Annotated in this window: 16 protein-coding genes; 5 read left to right on the top strand and 11 right to left on the bottom strand. The window is 50.2% G+C overall.

Translation table 11 applies throughout. The features are described from left to right. The first annotated feature begins 4 nt into the window (after window positions 1–4). Window positions 5–1,522: a DUF3413 domain-containing protein gene (locus ACXAH4_RS17975; RefSeq protein WP_474845910.1), complete on the top strand. Its 1,518-nt coding sequence runs from the start codon at window positions 5–7 to the stop codon at window positions 1,520–1,522. 93 nt (window positions 1,523–1,615) lie between these two features. On the opposite strand, the gene ACXAH4_RS17970 is transcribed toward ACXAH4_RS17975, so the two are convergent. The 5 genes from ACXAH4_RS17970 to ACXAH4_RS17950 all read right to left on the bottom strand — a co-directional run bounded on the left by ACXAH4_RS17970 (window position 1,616) and on the right by ACXAH4_RS17950 (window position 7,333). Further along, window positions 1,616–2,443 carry a putative RNA methyltransferase gene (locus ACXAH4_RS17970; protein WP_474852100.1) on the bottom strand — a complete coding sequence of 276 codons (828 nt, stop codon included), beginning with the start codon at window positions 2,441–2,443 and terminating at the stop codon, window positions 1,616–1,618. Window positions 2,444–2,600: 157 nt separating this feature from the next. Beyond that, complete coding sequence (gene mmsB, locus ACXAH4_RS17965) at window positions 2,601–3,494, bottom strand: 3-hydroxyisobutyrate dehydrogenase (RefSeq protein ID WP_474882871.1); 894 nt, start codon at window positions 3,492–3,494, stop codon at window positions 2,601–2,603. Next, window positions 3,491–4,636, bottom strand: a complete 1,146-nt coding sequence (locus ACXAH4_RS17960) for an enoyl-CoA hydratase/isomerase family protein (RefSeq protein WP_474882870.1) — start codon at window positions 4,634–4,636, stop codon at window positions 3,491–3,493. Before ACXAH4_RS17960 ends, mmsB begins: the two co-directional genes overlap by 4 nt. 40 nt (window positions 4,637–4,676) lie before the next feature. After that, the gene (locus tag ACXAH4_RS17955) at window positions 4,677–5,831 is read right to left on the bottom strand and encodes an acyl-CoA dehydrogenase family protein (protein WP_474882868.1); all 1,155 of its coding nucleotides are present in this window, start codon (window positions 5,829–5,831) and stop codon (window positions 4,677–4,679) included. Between the two features lie 11 nt (window positions 5,832–5,842). Beyond that, window positions 5,843–7,333 carry a CoA-acylating methylmalonate-semialdehyde dehydrogenase gene (locus ACXAH4_RS17950; protein ID WP_474882866.1) on the bottom strand — a complete coding sequence of 497 codons (1,491 nt, stop codon included), beginning with the start codon at window positions 7,331–7,333 and terminating at the stop codon, window positions 5,843–5,845. Between the two features lie 272 nt (window positions 7,334–7,605). Between ACXAH4_RS17950 and ACXAH4_RS17945 the strand changes: the two genes are divergently transcribed. Then, on the top strand, window positions 7,606–9,264 hold the full coding sequence (locus ACXAH4_RS17945) for a response regulator (RefSeq protein ID WP_474845898.1): 1,659 nt from the start codon (window positions 7,606–7,608) through the stop codon (window positions 9,262–9,264). A 3-nt stretch (window positions 9,265–9,267) separates the two neighbouring features. Here the strand turns inward: ACXAH4_RS17945 and ACXAH4_RS17940 are convergent, their stop codons facing one another. Next, entirely contained in the window at window positions 9,268–10,128 is an 861-nt protein-coding gene (locus ACXAH4_RS17940; RefSeq protein ID WP_474845896.1) for an NAD(P)-dependent oxidoreductase, read from the bottom strand. A 144-nt stretch (window positions 10,129–10,272) separates the two neighbouring features. On the opposite strand from ACXAH4_RS17940, the gene ACXAH4_RS17935 reads away from it, so the two are divergent. Beyond that, window positions 10,273–10,758, top strand: coding sequence for a glutathione peroxidase (locus ACXAH4_RS17935; protein WP_474845894.1), 486 nt, complete (start codon window positions 10,273–10,275; stop codon window positions 10,756–10,758). A 16-nt stretch (window positions 10,759–10,774) separates the two neighbouring features. Next, the gene (locus tag ACXAH4_RS17930) at window positions 10,775–11,782 is read left to right on the top strand and encodes a 2-hydroxyacid dehydrogenase (protein ID WP_474882865.1); all 1,008 of its coding nucleotides are present in this window, start codon (window positions 10,775–10,777) and stop codon (window positions 11,780–11,782) included. On the opposite strand, the gene ACXAH4_RS17925 is transcribed toward ACXAH4_RS17930, so the two are convergent. The 5 genes from ACXAH4_RS17925 to ACXAH4_RS17905 all read right to left on the bottom strand — a co-directional run bounded on the left by ACXAH4_RS17925 (window position 11,766) and on the right by ACXAH4_RS17905 (window position 18,163). Continuing rightward, window positions 11,766–12,521 carry a methyltransferase domain-containing protein gene (locus ACXAH4_RS17925; RefSeq protein WP_474882863.1) on the bottom strand — a complete coding sequence of 252 codons (756 nt, stop codon included), beginning with the start codon at window positions 12,519–12,521 and terminating at the stop codon, window positions 11,766–11,768. The genes ACXAH4_RS17930 and ACXAH4_RS17925 overlap by 17 nt on opposite strands. A gap of 23 nt (window positions 12,522–12,544) precedes the next feature. Then, a complete protein-coding gene (locus tag ACXAH4_RS17920) occupies window positions 12,545–13,306 on the bottom strand; it encodes a Nif3-like dinuclear metal center hexameric protein (protein ID WP_474845888.1) in 762 nt (253 codons plus the stop codon). Window positions 13,307–13,334: 28 nt separating this feature from the next. Continuing rightward, window positions 13,335–13,964, bottom strand: coding sequence for a TetR/AcrR family transcriptional regulator (locus tag ACXAH4_RS17915; RefSeq protein WP_474867708.1), 630 nt, complete (start codon window positions 13,962–13,964; stop codon window positions 13,335–13,337). A 14-nt stretch (window positions 13,965–13,978) separates the two neighbouring features. After that, a complete protein-coding gene (sohB, locus tag ACXAH4_RS17910; RefSeq protein WP_474845983.1) occupies window positions 13,979–15,007 on the bottom strand; it encodes a protease SohB in 1,029 nt (342 codons plus the stop codon). Between the two features lie 558 nt (window positions 15,008–15,565). Continuing rightward, a complete protein-coding gene (locus ACXAH4_RS17905) occupies window positions 15,566–18,163 on the bottom strand; it encodes a VolA/Pla-1 family phospholipase (RefSeq protein WP_474882861.1) in 2,598 nt (865 codons plus the stop codon). A gap of 304 nt (window positions 18,164–18,467) precedes the next feature. On the opposite strand from ACXAH4_RS17905, the gene ACXAH4_RS17900 reads away from it, so the two are divergent. Further along, on the top strand, window positions 18,468–19,214 hold the full coding sequence (locus ACXAH4_RS17900; protein ID WP_474845882.1) for a YciK family oxidoreductase: 747 nt from the start codon (window positions 18,468–18,470) through the stop codon (window positions 19,212–19,214). The last annotated feature ends 3 nt before the right edge of the window (window positions 19,215–19,217 follow it).

The following is a 19,217-nucleotide window of genomic DNA, read 5'->3' as shown; positions in this document are numbered from 1 at the left end:
AATAATGATTTTAGCGGAGTCACCTCGCCGTCAGCGGGTCACACGCCTGGTAAACTGGGGCCACTGGTTCGCGCTGGCTAACATAGCCATCGCCATGATCATCGCCTCAGTATTTATATTTTCCTCTCCTTCACCGGATACGGCCTTAGGTGCCTTGTATCTGGTATTTAACTGGTTCGGTCATATTGGTTTTATGACCTTCTCCGGTTTTGTCATATTCATTCTGCCGTTGTGCTACCTGGCGACAAACCCGAGAATTATCAAGTTTGCCGCATCCGCCATCGCGGCTACCGGGCTGGCATTGATGGCGTTTGACGCCCTGCTGTTCAACCGCACCGGCTTTCATTTAAGCTTCAGTTCTGCCGATCTACTGCGCAACGAAGCACAAAATCAAATCAGTCAGTTTGGTTTACAACAGTGGATGTACTTATTACTGCTCTTTGTGGTCTGGCTCGGTTTTCAGCTTGTGCTGGCCAATGCGTTATGGAAACGTGTGGAGCGTTTACAGCATCACAAAATCGGTACGCCGGTAACCGGCTTTTTCCTTACCTGTTTTGTCGCCAGCCATGCGATTCACGTGTGGGCTGATGCAGAGTTATATCAGCCTATCGTGAAGCAGGACAATATGTTTCCGTTGTCCTATCCGGCTACGGCAAAAACCACCATGTCCCGCTATGGCCTGCTGGATCTGGAACGCTATAAGGAACGCAAACAGCTGCAGTTTGATCCGCAAATCCATCAGGTGACCTACCCCACGGAACCGGTTTACTGCAATATTGAAGCTGACCGTACCCTGGCCCTGGTCGTGCAAACAGACGATACACCGTTGCCGGATATGCCACAGTTTGATCTCAGAGAAATGAACAACTATTTCTCTACAGCCTCGTCACTGGATGGCTTGATCCTGACTACCCTGTTCGGGGTGCCGGAAATTTACCGCGATACACTGGAACAGAAAAGACCGGTTCTGCTGGCCTTACCCGTGGGTCTGGGCATGCCTGTGTCTATTCACGTCGACGAAGCACTGCCTGCCAGTATGCTTGACGGTTACCGACAGCCTGTCAGTAATAATCATGCCGGATTGCACATTGCCTTCCTGTCGGGTGACAAAATTGCAGATATGCTGAGCGACGATGTGTTTGCGCAAAGTGATGTGATCATTGCCACCGGCTTCTCTGAAGATGGCGGTACCCGCCGTGGAAAACTGCTTACGACGCTGGATGTGAAAGGCAGTATTGCCAGCACCGAAGATTTAGCGCCTACAGTATTGAATGCATTAGGCTGCGCAGCGCCGGTCCAGTTCTACTCCACCGGACAAAATTTGTTGCAACCACAACGTAACTGGCTGGTGAGTACTTCCGGTGAAAAAGTGGTGGTGCTGCATAATCAGCAAATGATTGAAGTGCTGAGTAACGGCAGCTTTGAAATATCAGATATTGACAGCCGTGAGCGAAGCAACGACCCGTTGAATGTGGATTTGCTCAGCCGTGCCATCAAGCACCTGACCCATTTTTCAAGGTAAAAACCGTTACCGGATTTATTTCACCTTTCCTGAATAATGGGAATTGGGAATTCAGAAACGCTGCCTTCTCCGGCAGCGTTTTTATTTCGCCAGCTATTTTTGTTTTACCTGCCACAAGGAAACATAAAAATCCGCTTCAACCTCTGTCAGTGACCGGCACAACGAAGCCTGAGTACTTTCATCCAGACGCCAGGCAAACGGTGTCATCTGAAGCAGCGCCTTCCGTTGCGAATCATTTTCAAGAGTGGTCTGCCAGTGAACCCGCTGCCGGCTCAGCAGAGTAAAGCCTGGTCTCTCATCTGCTGGCATTTCGTGTTCACGGGGGGTTTTATAAGCGGCTTTTTTCAATGCCATTAAATGCGCCGGGCCAGGGGAAACGTGAAGTAATAAACCCTGAGGTTTGAGAACGCGGGCAAACCCGTCGTCACTGCCAGGGGCAAAAACCTGAAGCATCAGGTCGATTTGGCTGTCCTGAACCGGTAAATCAAAACTGCTGGCCACAACAAACTGTGCATCCCTGTGCTGTCTGGCTGCTAAATCCACTGCGCTTTTGGAAATGTCACTGCCACTGGCCACCACAGACTTTCCGGCCGCTTCCAGCGCAGATCTAATCACATGTAAATACGTGCCTTCACCGCACCCTGCATCATAAAGTACAACGGCTCCTGACGCAGACATCACATCGCTTTTTATTATCACGTCAGCCATCTTGTCCATCAACGGCTGATAAATGCGGTATTGATGGAAGGTCTTTCTGGCGCCGAGCATGGCTTTATTGTCGCCGGGATCCTTGCTGCTTTTTTTATGTACAGGCAAGAGGTTAACGTATCCCCGTCTGGACACATCAAAACTATGATTGTTGTTACAGCGCCATGTGTCACCGCACACCAGCGGAGACTGACAAAGAGGGCATTGCCACATAATTTGAACCTGTTCTGCCTGTGAAAACGCAGGGAATGTAACAGAATGAGGAGGAACTGCAAGGTTCAAAAAGACTAAGCCGCCTGCCCGTTAATGTTACCTGTGAAATAACATTAACGGGACAAGACGGCTTTTCTTAAGGAAGGTAGTACTTTGATCAGATAGTATCTTTACTGAAAAGCGTGAATATACTGGAGAAATCCAGCTCACTGTTCCCTTGACGCTGATGCATCCGGTAAAGCTGTTGTGCCGCTGACCCCATGGGCAGCGAACTGCCTGTTTTAGCGCCGGTATCCATCGCCAGGCCAAGATCTTTATTCATCAGTTTGACCATAAAGCCTCCCTGATAAGCATGAGATGACGGCACAGACTCCATCACCCCGGGACACGGATTGTATTTCTGCAGGGTCCAGTTGCAACCGGAGCTCTGTAACATAATGGCAGACATGACTTTTGGATCCAGCCCGTTATCGATGGCAAGTTGCAGTGCTTCTGAAGTGCCGGCCATCAGTACAGCCAGCAACATATTATTGCAAATTTTGGCAACCTGACCGGCACCGGTATCCCCTGCATGAAACAGGTTTTGCCCCATGACATTCAGCAGAGGCGATGCCTGCTCCACCACTTCTGCTTTGCCTCCCGCAATGAAAGTCAGGGTACCGGCTGTGGCGCCGGCAACGCCGCCGGAAACCGGCGCATCGATAAAGCGGTGACCCGCTTGCTCCGCTGCATGGCCGGTTTCTCTGGCAGTGTCTGCATCAATGGTACTGCTGTCGATAAGCAAACAGGATGTGTTCAGTGAAGCCAGTATGCCTGCTTCACCGCAATATAAGCTGCGTACATGAGCCGCAGCCGGCAACATGGTAATCACCGCTTCAGCTTGCGACACGGCATCAGACACACTTGCCGCTTTACGGGCTCCTTTGTCACACAGCGCATCCATGGCACTTTCTACCAAATCAAAAACCGTCACGTTATATCCGGCTTTAATCAGGTTCGCCGCCATGGGCGAGCCCATATTGCCGAGACCTATAAAAGTAATGTTTTTCATATTGATTCTCCCAGTCCGGCCAGCGGGTGACCTGACTGCCAGGGGGATGAGAAGAACGGATCAATGTCCGAATCAGGGATCCCGGCCACGGAGTTAAACCGCCAGCCCGGCTTGCCGTCTTTATCTATCAGCAACGCCCGGATCCCTTCCTGCAATTCACCGTATTGTGCACAATGGCAGGCCATATTCAGTTCCATCCTGAAGCTGTCTGCCAGAGACTGTGTTTTACCTTTCTGAAACTGGCGGTAAAACAGCGCAGCCGTGAGTGATGAGCCGGATGCCAGCGCCTGTTGAGCTTTTAACATCCATTTGTCACCACCTGCATCGATAGCTGTAATGGCAGCAACAACTTCCTGAACTGACGGAAATGAGCAGGCTGCATTGATACGTTCAAGCCATGGCGCAATCCGGTCATCGGGCTGACTGTTTTCAGGTGACGCATCTGCTGTACCGGCATTCAGGCTCTTTGCCAGCATACCGGCAACGTCCTCACGGCTGCCTGATTTCCACTCAGTGCTTTTCCATCGTGTAATGAGATCAGCCAGATCACTGCGGGCACGCAGATGATCGGCCAGACCATACTTTACCGCTTCAGCACCATTTACCTGCGCTGCGGTCAGGCCGAGGAACAGGCCGAGTTGTCCGGTTAAGCGGGGAAGAAAGTAGCTGCCTCCCACATCAGGAAATAAGCCAATCGTCACTTCGGGCATGGCAAGGCGGCTTTTATCCGTTACCACCCGGTGAGAAGCCCCCTGTAACAAGCCCATACCGCCACCCATCACAATACCATCTCCCCACACCACAACAGGTTTGGGGTATGTATGCAGGGTGTAATCGAGTTCGTATTCCACGGTAAAGAAATCACGGATAAACGGCGGGATCGTGCCGGGCGCGGATTTCATCGCATGATACATGGAAACAATATCGCCACCGGCACAAAAGGCCTTCTCACCGGCACCGTCAATAATGATAAACAGTACATCTTCCTGCTGCGCCCATACATTCAGCTGGTTCTGCATGGCTGATGCCATATCAAGATCCAGCGCATTCAGCGACGCCGGCTTATTTAATGTAATGTGCCCTGCTATCCGGCCACAACCGGTGCGGTGTTCATTAATAATAATGCGTTGTTCTGCAGACATGACCTGTCCTTTAAAAGTGCTGATGACGCCAGTTACTGTGTCAGAGAATGTCATTCATTTCACCCATCAGACGGCGGCCAATGATCACACGCATGATTTCATTGGTGCCTTCCAGGATCTGATGCACTCTCACATCTCTTACGTGCCGCTCCAGCGGATATTCTTTAATATAGCCATATCCGCCGTGTACCTGCAGCGCTTCGTTACACACCATAAACCCGGTGTCTGTGGCAAAACGTTTGGCCATGGCGCAATAAGTGGTTTTGTCTTTGTCGTTACAGTCAAGCTTCCAGGCCGCCAGCCTCACCAGTTGCCTGGCTGCCACCAGCTCTGTGGCCATATCGGCCATTTTGAACTGAATAGCCTGAAACGCCCCCACCGGCTTACCGAACTGCTCACGCTCCTGAATATAGGTTGCCGCGGTTTCCAGTGCCTGCTGCGCCGTGCCCACAGAACAGGTCGCAATGTTTACCCGGCCGCCATCCAGCCCCTGCATCGCCAGACGAAACCCTTCACCTTCTGCGCCCAGTAAACTGCTTTCATCCACCATCACATTATCGAATGTGATCATGCGGGTGGGCTGTGCATTCCAGCCCATTTTTTCTTCGGCTTTGCCGTATACCACTCCTTCAGCGTTCGCCGGAACCACGAAGGCCGATATACCCGACGGACCCGGTCCGCCTGTGCGGGCCATGACCACCAGCACATCTGTTGCGCCCGCGCCGGAAATAAATACCTTTGCGCCGTTCAGGCGATACCCGTCAGGGGTGCGTTCCGCTTTGGTTTTAAGTGAAGCCGCATCAGAACCGGCGCCCGGTTCGGTAAGGCAATACGACGCCAGTTTTTCTCCGCTCACCAGTGAGTCGCACCAGCGGCTTTTTATCTCCTCTGTGCCATAGGATGCAATCATCCATGTCGCCATATTGTGGATTGTCAGCATGGCCGTAGTGGTGGTGCATCCCATGGCCAGTTGCTCAAAAATCAACGACGAATCCAGCCTGGATAAGCCCAGACCGCCAGCGTCTTCGGGGGTGTATAACCCGCAGAAGCCGAGTTCGCCGGCCTTTTTAATGGCCTCAACCGGAAAGTGATGCTCTCTGTCCCACTGTGCGGCAAACGGTGCAAATTCCTGCCTGGCAAACTGACGTGCAGTGTCCGTGAATGCCAGTTGCTCTTCATTTAATGAAAAATCCATCGTCGTCTCCTCTAATCCATCGAAATAGTCAGGTTCGGACCACCCGGAATATCCTCATCCAGCCAGCGACTGGTTACCGTTTTGGTTTCGGTATAAAAGCGGATTGCCTGTTTACCGTAAGCATGTAAATCGCCGTAAAACGAATTTTTCCAGCCGGTAAACGAAAAGAATGGCAGCGGCACAGGGATCGGCACATTAATTCCCACCTGGCCTACAGTGACTTCACGCTGGTACTTTCTGGCCGCTGCTCCGCTGTTAGTGAATATGCTGGTACCGTTGCCGTAAGGATTATTGTTTACCAGCTTCAGTGCATCTTCCAGAGACTCTGCCCGCATGCAGGACAAGACGGGGCCGAAAATCTCTTCTTTATAGATAGTCATGTCCGGCGTTACCCGGTCAAACACCACCGGGCCTACCCAGTTACCCTTTTCACATCCCGGGACAGTAAAGTCAGATCCGTCAGCCAGACATTCTGCGCCCTCTTCTTTACCGGCTTTTATCAGCGATAACACGCGTTGTTTTGCAGCTGCAGAAATCAGCGGACCAAAACCGGCTTCGGGGTCATTCCACAGGCCCGGTTTAATTTCACTGATACGTTTTGCCAGCTCCGGGATCCACTTTTCAGACTCACCCACAAACACCGCAGCAGAAATTGCCATACAACGCTGCCCGGCTGCCCCGACCGATGCACCCACCAGGTTATTCAGAACATGTTCTTTGTTAGCATCGGGCATGATCACCGTATGGTTCTTCGCGCCTGCGAAGCACTGGGCACGTTTGAGGTTGGCGGTGGCAGTTTTGTAAATGTACTGACCAACGGGAACAGACCCCACAAATGACACGGCCTTAATGTCTTCATGATGAAGCAGAACATCAACCTGCTCTTTACCGCCGTGCACCACGTTCAGCACGCCTGCCGGCGCTCCGGCTTGCATAAACAACTCTGCCAGGCGGTTAGGCGTCAGCGGATCCTGCTCAGAGGGCTTCAGTACAAAGGTATTGCCGCAGGCAATGGCCAGCGGAAACATCCACAGCGGGATCATGGCCGGAAAATTAAACGGAGTGATGCCGGCGCATACACCCAGTGGCTGAATAAAGCTGGCGGTATCTATGTTACGGGCAACGTTTTCCACCGTTTCGCCCATCATTAAGGACGGCACATTCATCGCCTGTTCAACCACTTCAATACCGCGCCACACATCACCTTTGGCATCGTCGAAGGTCTTGCCGGTCTCGCTGGCAAGCAATGTCGCCAGTTCGTCATGGTGCGCTTTCAGTAACGCCTGGTAACGCATCATCACGCGGGCCCGTTCGGTCACCGGCACATCACGCCAGCTTTCAAAAGCCTTTGCAGCACTGGCAACGGCTGCATCCATGTCGGTTTGTGATGCACTGCAAATTTGTGCAATGGGTTCATTGGTGGCGGGGTTGGTAACGACAATCCTGTCTTCTGACTGTCCGTTAACCCATTCCCCGTTTATCAGCATCGGCACCTGTTGCATAGGGTTCTCTTGTTAGTGAATACCCTGTTACCTTAAACAATCACACAGGTTTACGTAAACGTTAACGTAAAACAAATAAAACTATTTTGTAAATATATTGTGACATCGAGAGTGTTCGGGACGACAAACCAGACTACCGGTATACCGGCAAATATGCCTGCTCCCGGGACTTTTATCTTTTCGTATAGATGACGAACCGTCAAAGCGCTGATATATTTATTAAATTCCGGTATGACAAAGTTCGTACTTTCATTACATTACTGGTGCCCTTCATGCCTTACCGTCTGGCGATTATCGAAGACAATGCCACTGCGCGTTCAGCAATAAGAAGCCACCTTTTGCCTGTGGGCGAATTCGAAATCAGCAGTTTCAGTAACGGCGCAGAGCTCAAGTCAGCCCTGCGCCGGCAACACTTTGAAATTATTCTGATGGACTTTCACCTCGGGCAAGGTAAAAACGGTGTGGAATGGGTACATCAGCTCCGGCAAAGCCAGTTTATCCGGCCCAGTACCGGCATCGTGTTTATTACAGCAGACCGGCTGCCACAAACGGTGGGCCAGATCATCGATGCACAGCCGGATTTACTGATCATCAAGCCCTACAATATTGCCACCCTTTCACGTGGTCTCAGTCACTACCTCAGTTACCGGAATTATGTCAAACAGGCACTTAATGCACTGGACAATAACGATCCCGCCGGCGCGCTGCAAATTGTGGCAAAACTGAATAATCAGAAAACACCGGCAAAGCTCAAAAACGATGTGCTGAAACTTCATGCCAGGATCCTGTTTCAGAATGGTCAGTTACTGGCGGCTAAAGCGCTGTACGAGTCTGTGCTGGCGCGCTCAGAACGTGTGCTCTGGGCCCAGTGGGGAAAAATAAAATGCGAGTACCTGGCGGGTAACTGGGCAGACTGTAAAGAAGAATTGTCCGATCTGATGACCAATTCACTGGCACGGGATAAGGCATTTGAGTGGCTCGCCTGTCTGTGTTTTGAACAGGAGGCCTGGTCTCAGGCAGAGTTCTATCTAAACCACATCAAAACCAGTGACTTAAGTGTGCCGGCAACACGATTGAAGTCGTTAACTTATCAAAAGCAGGACAAAGTACTGGAAGGGATCGAACTGCTGCAGAAGAAACGTGATTACAACCGCAGTACCCGGGACAGGTTTAACGAATTTACCTTTGAACTGGCTGAATTTTATCTTTCTATCGCGGAAGAGCAGCCAAAATCTAACCGGGACGAAAGCCTGACTCAGGCCCGCCGGCTGGTAGGGATTGCAGGACGTAATCAGAACGACCAGCAACAACTTCAGAAGAAAGACTATCTTCTTGCCTTCGCTGCAGTGCTTGAAAATGACCCGGAAAAAGCGCAGCAATACCTGACCCACGAACACATGGACATGTTTGTACGCACTGATCCCGCCACCCTCATCGTGGCCGCCAAAATCAATAATGCGCTAGGCAATACAGAGAAGGCCAAAGACTTACTGGCTATGGCACATGAGAGAAATCATCTGGACGATGATTTATCTGCGCAGACATTAAACGAAAGCGTACTGACCCGGGCTGAAAAAAGTATGGGGCTGGCCAGTGAAAGAGCGCTGGAGCTGAATGAAACGGGCATGCGGATGTTTATTGGTAAAGATTATGTCCGTGCAATGTATTACTTCTATCAGGCCTTTCAGATGATGCCTTCAACGCAGGCATTCGGACTCAACCTGCTGCAATGTATGCTGGAATCCCGTCACCACAGTTACCGTAATTACACCGTCGCCACATTACTGGACAAAATTGATACCGGTGCGCTGAATAATGCCAACAGACAACGCTTGCTCAGGTTGAGAAAAGTTGCCGAAGCTGACGCAGCTTACTTTCTGACAGCGACACCGGTAACACCGGCAGACGACACACAAGCCTCTGCCGGCTAGCCGTTATTTAGCGGCTAAACGGGTCAGCAGGCTGGAAGTATCCCAGCGACCACCACCGGATTTTTGTACATCAGCGTAATATTGATCGACCAGCGCAGTCAGTGCCAGCGTAGAACCGTTCCTGCGCGCCTCATCCAGTGCAATGGCGAGATCTTTACGCATCCAGTCTACGGCGAAACCATAGTCATATTTGCCATCCAGCATGGTCGCTGCACGATTTTCCATTTGCCATGACTGTGCTGCACCTTTTGAAATAACGTCAACCACGGCTGCACAATCGAGCCCTGCCTGCTGACCAAAGTGCAGCGCCTCAGCCAGCCCCTGAACAATGCCGGCAATACAAATCTGATTCATCATTTTGGCCAGCTGTCCGCTACCAGCCTTTCCCAGTAACTGGCTGTGTCTTGCGTAGTTATCCATGACAGGCTTTACCACATCAAACACAGCTTCATCGCCGCCGGTCATAATAGTAAGCTGGCCGTTTTCAGCGCCGGCCTGACCACCGGATACCGGGGCATCAAGAAAACCCAGTTGTTTCGCTTTGCAGGTTTCCCACAAGGTGCGCGCCACATCTGCTGACGCCGTTGTATGGTCTACCAGAATGGCACCGGCATCCATCGCCTCTGTTGCCTGACCGGCCACGTCCATAACGTCATTGTCATTACCGACGCACATAAATACGATTTCAGCACCACGAACTGCAGCCGCTACAGCAGGCTCAAAAGACCCGCCATACTCTTTCACCCAGGCCTCTGCCTTAGCAGTAGTGCGGTTGTAAACTGTTACGTCAAATCCTGCTTTTTGCAGATGCCCTGCCATGGGGTAGCCCATGACACCAAGTCCAAGAAACGTTAATTTTTTCACCGGTTACCTATTCTCCGTGTGGCTGCAAAAGTGATAACAAGCCGGTTAAAGAAACCGACTGTACCGAAACCGGCTGAATAATAACAAATTTCATGCTAAAAGTAGCTTTTGACCGCGTTTCACTTGCCGTAAAGGATTAACTCTATGTCTTCAATTTATGATTATACCGTCACATTAAACACCGGCGAAACGCTGGCGCTCAGTAAATTGAAAGGGTTTGTCATTGTCTTTGTTAACACGGCAAGCCGGTGCGGATTTACGCCTCAGTATGAAGGTCTCGAAAAGCTCTTTCTCAGGTATGAACCTCACGATTTAATGATTATCGGTTTTCCCTGTAATCAGTTCGGTAGCCAGGAACCCGGCAGTGATGACGATATTAAACAGTTTTGCGAACTCAACTACGGTGTATCCTTTCCCATCTCGGCGAAGATAGACGTGAACGGACCGGACGAAGATCCTTTGTTTACTTATCTGAAAAATGAAGCCAGGGGTGTGCTTGGCTCAAAGGCAATTAAATGGAATTTTACCAAGTTTGTTGTTGATCGTGACGGTAAGGTTCGTGGACGCTATGCGCCGGTAACCAAACCCGACGAACTGCAAAAAATTATTGACCCGATCATACGGGAATAGATGGAGCATAATATTCATGACCATACAAATGGGTATATTCAGTTGCCAGCCCTACGATGAAGCATCAATCAGCAAACAGGCCGGCGGGGATGTCCATCTGCACTGTTTCCCTGCCCGTCTGAATGAGAACACCGTGCCGCTGTGCGACGGTCTCGACGCTGTTTGCGTATTTGTGAATGACACGGTAAATGCCGTTGTATTGGAGAAATTAAAAGCGTCAGGCGTGAGTCATATTGCTCTGCGCTGTGCGGGATATAACAATGTGGATTTGGAGGCGGCAAAACGTTTAGGGCTCGCGGTGTCGCACGTGCCGGCTTACGCGCCTGAAGCGGTTGCTGAACATTCAGTAGCGCTGATGCTGACATTAAACCGGCGCATGCACAAAGCGTACAACCGGGTCAAAGAAGGTAATTTTGACTTAAACGGGTTGCTGGGCTTCAACATGGCCGGAAAAACCACAGGCATTATCGGCACCGGTCATATAGGCCGTGCTACTGCACGAATCTTATTGGGTTTCGGCTGTGAAGTATTGTGCTACGACCCCGCTCCTGACCGTCAGTTACAGGATGCCGGGGCACGATTTGTCTCCCTGGATGAACTCTTGTCCCGCGCTCATATCATCAGTTTGCATTGTCCTCTGAACCAGCACAGTTATCATATGATCAATGAAGAAAGCATCAGTAAAATGCGTGATGGTGTGATGCTGATCAACACCTCAAGGGGTGGTCTGGCCGATACGCAGGCGTTAATTAACGGGTTAAAATCGCATAAGATTGGTTATCTGGGACTTGATGTCTATGAAATGGAATCTGAGCTGTTCTTCAAAGATCATTCCTGCGAAATCATCCAGGACGATGTATTTGAGCGTTTATCCACGTTTCATAACGTTCTGATCACCGGCCATCAGGGCTTTTTTACTCAGGAAGCACTGGGACAGATTGCACAAACCACGCTGAGCAATGTGGCAGACTGTGCAAACGGCACCATGGATACCACAACCTTTCTGGTTAAGCCGGCTTGCTGATCATCAAATGCATGTACTTGCCGAGCCGGCAAAACGGCTCGGTATTCATATATTGTCTTTCCAGTGCAACAAGCTCTTCAAACTGACTGTCGCTGAGATGTCTCTCTCTCATGTAGTCATGAAAACAGCGGATGCCGCTTAACGACTTTACTTCCATGCCGGCTTCTTCAACACAGCGGATTACGTCTGCAGGGACAAGCGGATTCTGCGGATTCAGTCTGACCTGATTTTTGACTTTCATGCCTTTGGCAATGTAATCAAAATTTCCATATACAGCATTACCAAATAACGCCGCATCGCGGTTAAAAAAGGTCAGACTCAGCAGCGCCCCCGGGCGCATGTTAAGACAGATTTCCGAAAGGGTTTCTAGCGGACTGGCTAGCCATTCAAGAACAGCGTGACAGATAACAACATCATAGTGCTGAAGATCGGTTTCAGACTGAATAGTGCCTTTTCTGAACGTCACATTTTCCACACTGGCCAGATATTCCTGAGCCAGCACAAGTACATCTGCAGACGCATCCACCAACGTGACATCATGACCCATCTGTGCAACTTCACGGGTCATGATGCCCGTCCCGCCGCCCAGATCAATTACCTTGCTGACCGGCATCTTCTCGAGGAGAGGTTTAAGGATATCAAGTAACAAAAGATGCCGCAGACGGCCCTTGGTCGTGCCGTAAATGTTACTCGCAAATTTATCTGCGATACCATCAAAATACTGGTCGGTGGATTTCATAAGTCGTTTCTTTGCGCCGGGGATCAGGCAGGGTTGTCAATATCGATGAAATCAACAGTGATGTCGAAAGAGGAAGACAACCACTCTCCCACCGCTTTAATACCGTAGCGCTCTGTAGCATGATGACCGGCAGCAAAAAAGTGAATGCCGAGTTCACGGGCAACATGTATGGTCTGTTCAGAGACCTCACCGGTAATAAACGCATCTGCGCCCATTGCAACCGCCTTTTCGATGTATCCCTGACCACCGCCCGTACACCATGCGAAGGTTTCCAGCCGGTCACCGGCGTCTCCTTCATGCAGTACAGATCTGCCGAGTTTATTTTCAAGACGGCCTTTAAATTCTGAAGCCAGAACAGGTTCGCTGCTTTCACCGGTATAAATGATCCCCTCAGGCTTCACGCCTTTCGCAGGAGCCAGATTGCTGAGTTCCATTACACTGCCAAGTTGTGCGTTATTGCCGTAACTGGCGTGAATATCTACCGGCAGATGATAGGCGATAAGATTGATGTTGTTGGCGAGCAATGTACGGATACGCTTTCCCTTCATGCCGGTGATTACGGGGTCTTCCCCTTTCCAGAAATAACCGTGATGCACAAGAATAGCGTCTGCTTCCCGCCGGACAGCTTCATCAATCAGTGCCTGTGAGGCAGTTACACCGGTAATGACTTTACGGATCCGGTCAGAACCCTCTACCTGCAAGCCGTTAGGACAATAGTCCTGAACATCCTGAGGACGTAATAACGTGTCCAGCGCACAGACCAGCTCATGTCTGCTGATTGCCATATCATTCTCCTGAAATAAGCGGTGTAACTCAGGCCTGACGGCCGGCGATACCTTGTGAAACGAAGGGAACAAGATGAAGGATCACGGCTTTAATATCCACTTTCTGGTTAAAATCTGCTTCCGCGATTTCTGTCAGTGCCCGGCTGGATGCCATGGAAAAAACAAAGCTGCCGATGGCGAAATGCAAACGCCAGAATAGTTCATCATCTTCTACGTGGGGTAAACAGGCATGTAAGGCCATCATCAGTTTAGCTACCGTACTGCCGTAGTCATGCATGATGAAACGGCGAAGATGTCCCTGAGTTTCGTTGTAGCCCCTGCCCAGAAGCTGGACAAACAGTGCAGTACCTTCAGGGCGGATGTCCGACAAGGTCATCATGGGTGGAACCAGGGAAAGCAAAAGACTTTCCACACCGTCCGCACCGGTCTCTGTGCCGGTGCTGTTAAGAACATCATCAATTTGTGGCATCAATACATCAAAGTAGCGCTTCAGCACTGCCTGAATCAGATTTTTTTTACTGCCAAAATGATAATTTACCGACGCCAGATTCACATCTGCGCGGGCGGTAATTGCACGCATGGAAGTTTGTGCATAACCCTGTTCTGCAAACAGGGTTTCAGCTGCATCCAGAATACGTTTTTTAGTGTCTTTCGCCATGTGAAATCAGCAGATCAGAACCAGTGGCGGGATTTGGACAACAGGCGCATCACAGTGCTTTCCGCCGCAGCAGATACCGAGATCCCTAATTTCTCTGCCATGCTTTTCTTTGTCGCATATTTCACTGCAAAGATTTCACGGGCCGGATGGTGAGAAAGAATATAGTCATCAGACGTCATGATGTCATCCACCAGTCCCATCTCTTTCGCTTCACTGCCCAGCCATACTTCACCGGTAGCCACTTTTTCAATATCCAGTGTTTCACGCTGAGACTTCACCCAGTCTTTAAACTGAACATGGATGTTTTCCAGATCTTTTCTGAATTTCTCACGGCCTTCTTCAGTGTTTTCGCCAAACACCGTTAACGTACGTTTGTAATCACCGGCAGTGTGCTGCTCGAATTCAATATCATGTTTTTTGAGCAGTTTGTTCACATTAGGGATTTGCGCCAGCACGCCAATTGATCCGATATAAGCGAACCGGGCTGAGAGTAACGTATCTGCCACACAGGCCATCATGTAGCCACCGCTGGCCGCTACTTTATCGACTGCTACCGTCAGCTTAATGCCTTTCTCTTTAATACGCTGCAATTGTGACGCTGCCAGACCATAGCCATGAACAACGCCACCGCCACTTTCCAGCCTGACCAGCACTTCATCATGCTTTTGTGCCACACACAGTACAGCAGTCACTTCCTCACGAAGACGCTCAACTTCGTGGGCATCCATGGAACCGGTAAAATCGATAACAAAAAGACGTGAAGCCTCTTCTCCCTCTTTTTTATCTTTCTCAGATTTACTCTGCTTACTTTCTTTTTTCTGTTCTTTCGCCAGCTTTTTCATAGCGGCTTTATCCAGCAGAACAGAACGGGCGTAATGTTTAATATCGTTCAGTTGCTCTGTCAGAGACACGATTTCAAGGTGCCCTTTTCCGGGCTTCTGCCGGCTGGCACTGGCGACGATAGCAATAAGTACTACCACTATGGCTACTACCAGCGTCACGGCTTTAGCCAGAAATAATCCGTATTCGTACAAAAACTCCAACATGTTCTCCTGATTATTATTCTGTGCGGCAAGTATCGTCATGCCAGACCAGGACATATGATTAAAAAATGCCCTTTAAACAGCGGCATAGTGTAGCAGCGTTTACGCACGCTGACGACAGCTGGATTCATCTGGCCCGTGCGATACGGAAATTAATGCATTTGTGCTGATTAAACCGTTTAAAAATATCGATATGCTATATCTGTAACGGCCCGAATTTAGCATTATTTACCGTCTTCAGATCAGCTTCATTTCGTTCTGATACTGGTTAATCTGTCTTTATGAGCAAAGAACCCTGGAGCTAAGAAAAAAATAGAAAATATTACATGAAAACGCATAGATCCTTTTTCCAGGTTTGCGCCGTCGGGGCCATTGCAGCGATTTCAGGGTTATTGCCAATACCATTGGCACTTAAAGGAATTATCGTCTGCGCATCTCTCATAGCCTTGTTCTTAATCAAACCAGTTAACTAAGATAAAACTATATAAAAAGACCCCCTGAGAAAACTTCTTCCGCAGGGGGTCTTTGCTGACAGCCGACGATTACGTCGCTGTGAAGTTAGTTTTGCACCACTGAAGTATCGGTAACGGGCAGTACTGTTGCACCCGTAGACATGTAACCCGCCACTTCTTTTTGCATTTCAGTGGTAGCCGCAGCACTGGCTTCCGGGCTCAGGCTGGATGCATGAGCACCTTCTGTGAACAGTACAATACCGCTTACCGGATCGCCGGTGGCAGTGCTGCTGACCTGCTCCAGTCCGGCTAAGGCTGAAAATGGCAGCTGACCAGCCAGTGGCAGCGCTGTAGATACCGGAATCACCTGATCCGGTAAATTATCCGCACCGTCACCCACCACAGTCATCATATGTACCGGCGTGTTTGACGCCAGTGTAGCGGCATAGTTGTTTGCATCACCTGCATCCAGAACCGTCTGCGCGGCGAACGCGAATTGATTCAGTACAGACTGCACTTCCGCCATCTGTGCATCAGTGAGGTTCGCAAGGAACACTTCCACCGCGGCAACAAGCTGCGCCTGAGTGACATCAGTTGTTTCGTACAATTGCACTAACAACGCCTGAAACTCTTCGGAAGACTGAGATAACAACAGCCCCTGGATCAGAGGACCAAAGGTTGGCGACTCAATCAGGAACTGAGCCAGACCGCCTCCCGGAGACTCCAGAGATGCTGCCTGCACGCTATACATGCCGTCCAGCGCTGCCAGTTCGTCACCCATTGTGCTGTTAGTTACTGCGGCAAATTCAGCCCCGGTAATCGCACCTAAAGACACGCCCATGAAGTAAACACGGCTTAAGTCAAACGATGCTGCGCCGCCGGTTGTCTGATCGTTCACTGCGTTCAGACCAAGACGTAATCCCAGCATATCAGAAACACTCTGACGGACGTTATCCCGTGCAGTTGGCAGTGATTGCAGATTCATGTAATGAGTCGCGCTGACCGTAGTCGCATTGATGTCGTCGGTACCGTCACCATTCACGTCAAAACCACGACTACCATGAAGCGGGTGGTCAATGGCGACGGTGGCTATTCCCGCTAGTGACAGCGCCCCGGTAATCGCCAGCATATCTTCTTTTTTACTGGTGATACCGTGCATCAAAATAGCCACAGGCCAGCCGGCTTCAGGCTGAGCGATGGGGAAACCTAACGCTCCGGCTACGGTAGCATTGGGCACGGTTACCTGCACATCCAGTGAAGGAACGGCCTGAGTTTGCGGTACAGGGTTGAATTTTGTGATATTGCGGGCTGAGTCCAGCATCGCTTCACCGATGCGTAAATCAGCAAGGCCTAGCTGATCACACAATGTAAAGTTCGGACCGGGCGTAGCCGAAGCAAATACCTCATCAGGTGCACCCGCCAGTACAATACCGCTGTCACAGGCCGCTTCCCAGAAACCGGTAGTCGGTGCCAGCGGGTTTTCGGCCGAAGGTACAGGCAGATAATACGGCAATGACACAGAACCTTCATAATGAGACGCAGCGCAGAACGGGCCTGCCTGAGCAAGAATGCCGGTAGAGACACCCACGGCGAAATCATTTAATCCGCCCCAGGTAGCGGACAGCTGACCTGACACAGTACCCAGCAATCCGGCGCAGGTTTGTAACGGTGCGAAACCTCCGGCATCCAGTGTGGCTTCAATAGTTGGAATGAATGCTGCGGCGGACTCCGGTAAGGCATTGATGCCCAGTTGAACCGCACCGGCAAGGGTTGCATCATCGACCAGATCCAAAGCTTCCATCGCATTGGTGGCACCTTCGGGGTCGTTTACAGTAATAACCGGCAGCGCGGTAGCCGCTGTAGGGTCACCTGCGGCAAAACGGGCAGCAAATTCAGCCACCATCACTTTTTTCAATGATTGCAGGGCGATGTCTGTGCTCTGGGTTGTGAAAGCAGAGACATAGGAAATGTCTTCACGGTCATAGCCCATTTCAATCAGGGGATCGACCAGCGAGTTGACCAGCGTTTGCAACTGCAACTGAGCGTCGGAAGAAAGCGGTAATGTATTGATGTCCTGACGAGCCAGTTCCCATGATGTGGAACCCATTACGCCGTTCCCCTCACTGTCTTTCAAATCTGTTGTCATCACCAGCATATAGCCGTGTGCCGGTTTCAATGGCTTCAGGGGAACAACGGAAATAGTATCGCCGTCCACCAGCGAAAGCACAAAATCAGTGCCGTACTGTAACTGGTTACCGACTTTACAACCGGAGGACGGTATTGCGGCCCCCGCACAATCAGGATCACTCTGGTCAAGCCCCAGCGTTGCTTCGTACAGCATGACACCAGCAGATAATGTTGACTCATCCAGTGTTACCCCTGACGGTGTTGTCACGTCGATAACAAAAGGATGTTGGGTTGACCAGCCGTCCAGCACGTTGAGTGCGTTTTGCGGATCAGTAAAATCTGTCGGGTCATCTACCGGAATGTTCAGTGTATAGTCGAAGAAGCCGTCATCACCCGGCAGCATGAGCAGATCGTTAGGTATGTTAAGCACGCCGTTAGACGGATCAAAAACGACACGAGAGAAAGGCTTCTGAACGGGCGTTCCGGACTCAATGTCCTCCAGCGTTTCGTTGGAGCCACCGCAACCCGTTAAACCCAGTGCCAGAGCAACACTGGTACTGATAAAGAGTTTTCTCATTTTTTCTCCCTAATAAAAGGCTTTGTTGTTATTGTCTGTTTTACAGTCAAGGCAATGTAAATGCTTGTTTCAATCCACCTGATGACAAGTGGAAACACACATTTCAAACAAGTATGACCAGTTGGTTGTAGCTTAATATTATGGTCATTACCCGAATTTTGCAAAGGTTTGTTAACTTTTCGTAAATTAATTTTACGCCACTAAAATCTGTTGAGAATTATAGGGCTAGATATTTACAACCACCGGGAGCTGAGTATCATCAAGCCTCACTTTGCCCATAGTTAACAGATCAAGGTTAGACCCTATGCCGAATCTCTACCAGGCACCTGCCGGACTTCTCGAAGAAAAAACCATACTCATCACCGGTGCCGGCGCCGGAATTGGTGCAGAAGCTGCCACGACGTTTGCAGCTTACGGGGCTACCTGTATTTTATTAGGTAAAACCGTCTCAAAGCTGGAACAGGTCTACGACCGTATAGTAGAAAAAGGCGGACCACAGCCCGCCATTGTCCCTCTTGATTTGAAGGGTGCAACACTGAAAAACTATCAGGACATGGCGCAAACCATTACTGACCAGTTCGGAAAACTTGATGGTGTACTGCACAATGCATCAATGCTTGGCCACTTAAGTGCCTTCGGCGATATTCCTGAGCAGGAATGGATGGATGTTATGCAGGTTAACGTAAACAGTGCTGCGCTGATGACGCAGGCGCTGATCCCCGTACTGCGTAAAGCGCCTTCTGCTTCGGTTATTTTTACCAGCTCAGGCGTCGGGAAAAAAGGCCGTGCGTTCTGGGGCACCTATGCCGTCTCTAAATTTGCCACCGAAGGTATGATGCAGGTGCTGGCATCCGAATTTGAAAACCGTGGCCTGCGATTTAATTGCATTAACCCGGGCGCTACCCGCACCGCCATGCGCGCCAGTGCTTACCCCGCAGAAAATCCTGACACATTAAAAACACCGGCTGATTTGATGCCGGCATATCTGTATCTGATGGGTGATGACAGTCTGAATGTGAATGGCCAGTCAATTGACTGTCAGCCGAAGTAAGGT

The organism is Alteromonas sp. ABV2_168 (genome assembly GCF_056161165.1).
Note: the sequence above shows the minus strand (reverse complement) of the source record. Positions and strands in the feature narration are given on the sequence as shown.

Bases quoted from the DNA above. Each gene is read 5' to 3' on its own strand.
- mmsB (WP_474882871.1), bottom strand. From the start codon at position 3,494: ATGAAAAACATTACTTTTATAGGTCTCGGCAATATGGGCTCGCCCATG.
- ACXAH4_RS17920 (WP_474845888.1), bottom strand. From the start codon at position 13,306: ATGGCAATCAGCAGACATGAGCTGGTCTGTGCGCTGGACACGTTATTA.
- ACXAH4_RS17905 (WP_474882861.1), bottom strand. From the start codon at position 18,163: ATGAGAAAACTCTTTATCAGTACCAGTGTTGCTCTGGCACTGGGTTTA.
- ACXAH4_RS17900 (WP_474845882.1), top strand. From the start codon at position 18,468: ATGCCGAATCTCTACCAGGCACCTGCCGGACTTCTCGAAGAAAAAACC.
- ACXAH4_RS17955 (WP_474882868.1), bottom strand. From the start codon at position 5,831: ATGGATTTTTCATTAAATGAAGAGCAACTGGCATTCACGGACACTGCA.
- ACXAH4_RS17915 (WP_474867708.1), bottom strand. From the start codon at position 13,964: ATGGCGAAAGACACTAAAAAACGTATTCTGGATGCAGCTGAAACCCTG.
- ACXAH4_RS17960 (WP_474882870.1), bottom strand. From the start codon at position 4,636: ATGTCTGCAGAACAACGCATTATTATTAATGAACACCGCACCGGTTGT.
- ACXAH4_RS17945 (WP_474845898.1), top strand. From the start codon at position 7,606: ATGCCTTACCGTCTGGCGATTATCGAAGACAATGCCACTGCGCGTTCA.
- ACXAH4_RS17930 (WP_474882865.1), top strand. From the start codon at position 10,775: ATGACCATACAAATGGGTATATTCAGTTGCCAGCCCTACGATGAAGCA.
- ACXAH4_RS17935 (WP_474845894.1), top strand. From the start codon at position 10,273: ATGTCTTCAATTTATGATTATACCGTCACATTAAACACCGGCGAAACG.
- ACXAH4_RS17975 (WP_474845910.1), top strand. From the start codon at position 5: ATGATTTTAGCGGAGTCACCTCGCCGTCAGCGGGTCACACGCCTGGTA.
- ACXAH4_RS17970 (WP_474852100.1), bottom strand. From the start codon at position 2,443: ATGTGGCAATGCCCTCTTTGTCAGTCTCCGCTGGTGTGCGGTGACACA.
- ACXAH4_RS17925 (WP_474882863.1), bottom strand. From the start codon at position 12,521: ATGAAATCCACCGACCAGTATTTTGATGGTATCGCAGATAAATTTGCG.
- ACXAH4_RS17950 (WP_474882866.1), bottom strand. From the start codon at position 7,333: ATGCAACAGGTGCCGATGCTGATAAACGGGGAATGGGTTAACGGACAG.